Below are 4,141 nucleotides of genomic sequence, written 5' to 3'. Positions count from 1 at the left end.
TCACTATTGTCCCCTTCTCCGAGGCGCCGCAAAGACGCGCGCCGCTCAAGCGGCCGGAGCGCGCCGTTCCGCCGGTGACCATCTATCCGCCGGAACGGCCGATCCGCCTGTTTTCCTCGCCCGAGCCGATCGAGGTGCCGGCCACCGAGATGCCCGAGGGGCCGCCGATGAATTTCCGCTGGCGGCGCGCGCTCTACCGCGTCGCCCGCGCCGAGGGGCCGGAACGCATCGCCGCGGAATGGTGGCGAAGGCTTCCCGGCGAGGAGGAAGCGCCGACCCGCGACTATTTCCGCATCGAGGACAGCGACGGCCGCCGCTACTGGCTCTATCGCCAGGGCCTTTACGGCGCGTCCGATACGCCGCCGCGCTGGTTCATGCACGGGGTCTTCGCATGAACGCGCTTGCCGCCACCGCCTATGCCGAATTCGGCATCCAGTCGAATTTCTCATTCCTACGCGGCGCCTCCAAGCCGGAGGAACTGGTGGTCGCGGCGAAATTCCTCGGCTTCTCCTCGATCGGGCTTGCCGACCGCAACACGGTGGCGGGCGTCGTGCGCGCCTGGCAACAGTCCAGGGTGGAGACGCTTGCCTATCATCCCGGCTGCCGCCTGGTGTTCGGCGACGGCACGCCTGACATCCTCGCCTATCCGCGCGACCGCGCCGGCTGGGGACATCTGTGCCGCATGCTGACGCAGGCCAATCTGCGCGACGAGAACGAGAAGGGCGCCACGCTGCTGAAGCTGAGCGACCTCCTCGAATGGGGGGACCTGATGTCGCTGGCGGTCCTGCCTGAGCTGTCCGCAAACGCCGAGGTCGGCCTTGCGATGCTTAGCCGGCTGAAGGATCGCTTCGGCGGCGCCCTTCGGCTTGCCGTCTCGCCGGATTATCGCGGCAACGACCGTTTCCGCATCGAGCAGGCGGCAGCGATGGCGGATCGGCTGGGCATGCCGCTGTTGGCGACCAACGACGTCCTCTACCACAGCGCCGGCCGCCGCTCGCTGCAGGACGTGCTGACGGCGATCCGCCTTAACACGCCCGTCGCCCAGGTCGGGCTGGAGCTGGCGGCCAATGCCGAGCGTCATCTGAAGCCGCCGCAGGAAATGGCCAGGCTTTTCCGCCGGCATCCGCAAGCGCTGGCGGAGACGCTGCGCTTCGCGGACGAGCTGAGTTTTTCGCTCAGCGACCTCGAATACAACTATCCGGACGAGCCGACCGAATCCGGCCTCGGGCCACAGGCCGAGCTTGAACGGTTGGCCAGGGAGGGGGCCGCCACGCGCTATCCGGCCGGCGTCCCCGCTTCCGTCTTGCAGCGCATCGAGGAAGAGCTCGCCCTCATCGAGCGGCTGAACTACGCGCGCTATTTCCTCACCGTTTACGACATCGTCCAGTTCGCCCGCCGCCAGCATATCCTTTGCCAGGGGCGCGGCTCCGCCGCCAATTCCATCGTCTGCTTCTGCATCGGCATCACCGAGGTCGGCCCCGACCGGATCGACACGCTGTTCGAGCGCTTCATCTCCGAGGAGCGCAACGAGCCGCCCGACATCGACGTCGACTTCGAGCATGAAAGGCGTGACGAAGTCATCGCCTATATCTACCAGAAGTACAGCGCCAAGCGCACCGCGCTCGCCGCCGCCGTCATCAGCTATCGCGGCCGCTCGGCTTTGCGCGAGGTGGCGAAGGCGATGGGCCTGTCCGAGGATGTCCGCACCGCCCTGTCCAGCTCGATCTGGGGCTGGTCGACCTCGGAGCTCGGCGAGAAGGAAGCGAGCGCCGGCGGCATCGACCGCAGCGATCCGCTGGCCAGGCAGGTGATCGAGCACGCCAACGAGATCATGGGCTTTCCCCGCCACCTCTCGCAGCACGTCGGCGGCTTCGTCATCACCAGGGACCGCCTCGACGAGGTCGTCCCCATCGTCAAGACGGCGATGGACGAGCGCAAGATGGTCGAATGGGACAAGGACGACCTCGACGCGGTGAAGATCCTCAAGGTCGACGTGCTGGCGCTGGGCATGCTGACCTGCCTGAAACGCGCCTTCACGCTTCTCACGCATCATTATCCGGACGCGCGGGACGCCTATGGCCGGCCCTATATGCTGGCCACCCTTCCGGAGGAGGACGGCCGGGTCTATGACATGATCTGCCGCGCCGACACGCTCGGCGTCTTCCAGATCGAGTCGCGCGCCCAGATGTCGATGCTGCCGCGGCTTCGGCCGCGCGAATTCTACGATCTCGTCATCGAAGTGGCGATCGTGCGCCCCGGCCCGATCCAGGGCGACATGGTGCATCCCTATCTGCGCCGCCGGCAGGGCAAGGAACAGCCCGAATATCCCAAGCCCGAGCTGGAGCAGATCCTCGGCAAGACGCTGGGCGTGCCGCTGTTCCAGGAGCAGGCGATGAAGATCGCCATCGTCGCCGGCGGCTTCAGGCCGGGCGAGGCCGACGAATTGCGCCGCGCCATGGCCACCTTCAAGCGCACCGGCACGATCGGCAATTATCGCCAGCGCATGATCGACGGCATGGTCGGCAAGGGTTACGAGAAAGCCTTCGCCGAGCGCTGCTTCAAGCAGATCGAGGGTTTTGGCGAATATGGCTTCCCCGAAAGCCATGCCGCTTCCTTCGCGCTGCTGGTCTACGCCTCCTGCTGGTTCAAGACCTTCTATCCCGACGTCTTCTGCGCCGCGATCCTGAACGCGCAGCCGATGGGTTTCTACCAGCCGGCGCAGCTTGTGCGCGACGCCCGCGACCATGGTGTGGAGGTGCGCGAGGTCGACATCAATTTCTCCGTCTGGGACTGCACGCTGGAGCAAACGGCCTTCGATCCGGCCCGCGTGCTTGCCCGCCATGCCGGGATGCGCGGCGTGATCGAGACCCACCATGCCGTCCGCCTCGGCTTCCGCCAGATCAAGGGCCTGTCGGAGGATCGCATGACGCTGTTCGTCGGACGGCGCGGTTCCGGCTACGAGACCGTGCGCGACGTTTGGTTGCGCTCCGGCCTCGATGTCGGCGAGATCGAAAGGCTGGCTGAGGCCGACGCCTTCCGCTCGATCGGCCTCGACCGCCGCGCCGCGCTCTGGGCGGTGCGTGCGCTCGACGGCAAGAGCGCCGCCGAGAAGCTGCCGCTGTTCGACCAGCCGACGGTCCGCCTGCGCGAGATGGAGCCGGAGACCAGGCTGCCGACAATGCCGCTCGGCGAGCATGTCATCCACGACTACCGCTCGCTCGGCCTGTCGCTGAAGGCGCATCCGGTGGCTTTCCTGCGCGAGCGGCTCGACCGCGCCGGCGTGATCCCCAATGCGCGCCTTCCTGCCGTGCCGGACGGCAGGCGCGTCTCCGTCGCCGGCCTCGTGCTGGTGCGCCAGCGCCCCGGCAAGGGCAACGCGATCTTCCTGACCCTGGAGGACGAGAACTCCGTCGCCAACGTCATTTTCTGGGAAAGGACCTTCACCCGCTTCCGGCCGATCGTCATGGGCGCGCGCTTCGTGCGCGTCACCGGCAAGCTGCAGTCGGAGTCAGGCGTCATCCATATCGTCGCCGAGAAGATAGAGGACCTGACGCCCTGGCTGACCGTGCTTTTGGAGGAGATGACGCCGGCTTTGCCAGCCCCTCCGGACATCGCTGTGCTGTCCGGCAAGGCGGAGAGCGTCATGCCCAGGGGTCGGAATTTTCAGTAGGGATCGGCCCCAACGACGTCTTCACGCCAATGCATGTTGAAAACCGTCGAGATTGGCTGAGAAGCAAGGAGCAAAGCGACGCGGCGCGGACCCCAGGATGACGATGGGAGGGAGGGCTTCCGCCAAAGGCTACGCCCCCGCCATTTACGATGGCCCGCTCAGCCGCGGCGGCGACAGCAGATCCTCGGCGGAAATCGTCCGCGCCTCGGAAGGCAGCATGATCGGAATGCCGTCGCGCACCGGATAGGCGAGCTTGGCCACGCGCGAGATCAGCTCGCCACGCTCAGCATCCCAGGTCAGCGGACCCTTGGTCAGCGGGCAGGCCAGCAACTCCAGGAGCTTCGGATCGACACTGGCCTTCTGTCCGTCACGCCCATCCGCAGCCATCGCACTTTTCCTTGTCCAACTGGTGCTTAAGGGTGTTGAGATTCAGGTCAGGCCGAGTCGAAAATGGCGGCTTCCGAGAACCGG

3 protein-coding genes are annotated in these 4,141 nt (G+C 66.4%); 2 read left to right on the top strand and 1 reads right to left on the bottom strand.

The features are described from left to right. On the top strand, positions 1 to 395 hold a 395-nt coding region (locus tag EN745_RS31205; protein ID WP_348630978.1), incomplete at its 5' end, for a DUF6504 family protein. After that, entirely contained in the window at positions 392 to 3,670 is a 3,279-nt protein-coding gene (locus EN745_RS31200) for an error-prone DNA polymerase (protein ID WP_127423024.1), read from the top strand. The genes EN745_RS31205 and EN745_RS31200, both read left to right, overlap by 4 nt. 144 nt (positions 3,671 to 3,814) lie before the next feature. On the opposite strand, the gene EN745_RS31195 is transcribed toward EN745_RS31200, so the two are convergent. Beyond that, positions 3,815 to 4,057, bottom strand: coding sequence for a Trm112 family protein (locus EN745_RS31195; RefSeq protein WP_126057375.1), 243 nt, complete (start codon positions 4,055 to 4,057; stop codon positions 3,815 to 3,817). Between the last annotated feature and the right edge of the window lie 84 nt (positions 4,058 to 4,141).

The sequence above is a fragment of the Mesorhizobium sp. M4A.F.Ca.ET.022.05.2.1 genome (genome assembly GCF_003998845.1).
Classification (GTDB): Bacteria; Pseudomonadota; Alphaproteobacteria; order Rhizobiales; family Rhizobiaceae; genus Mesorhizobium.
The sequence above is the reverse complement of the archived record's forward strand: the minus strand, read 5'-3'. Positions and strand labels throughout refer to the sequence as shown.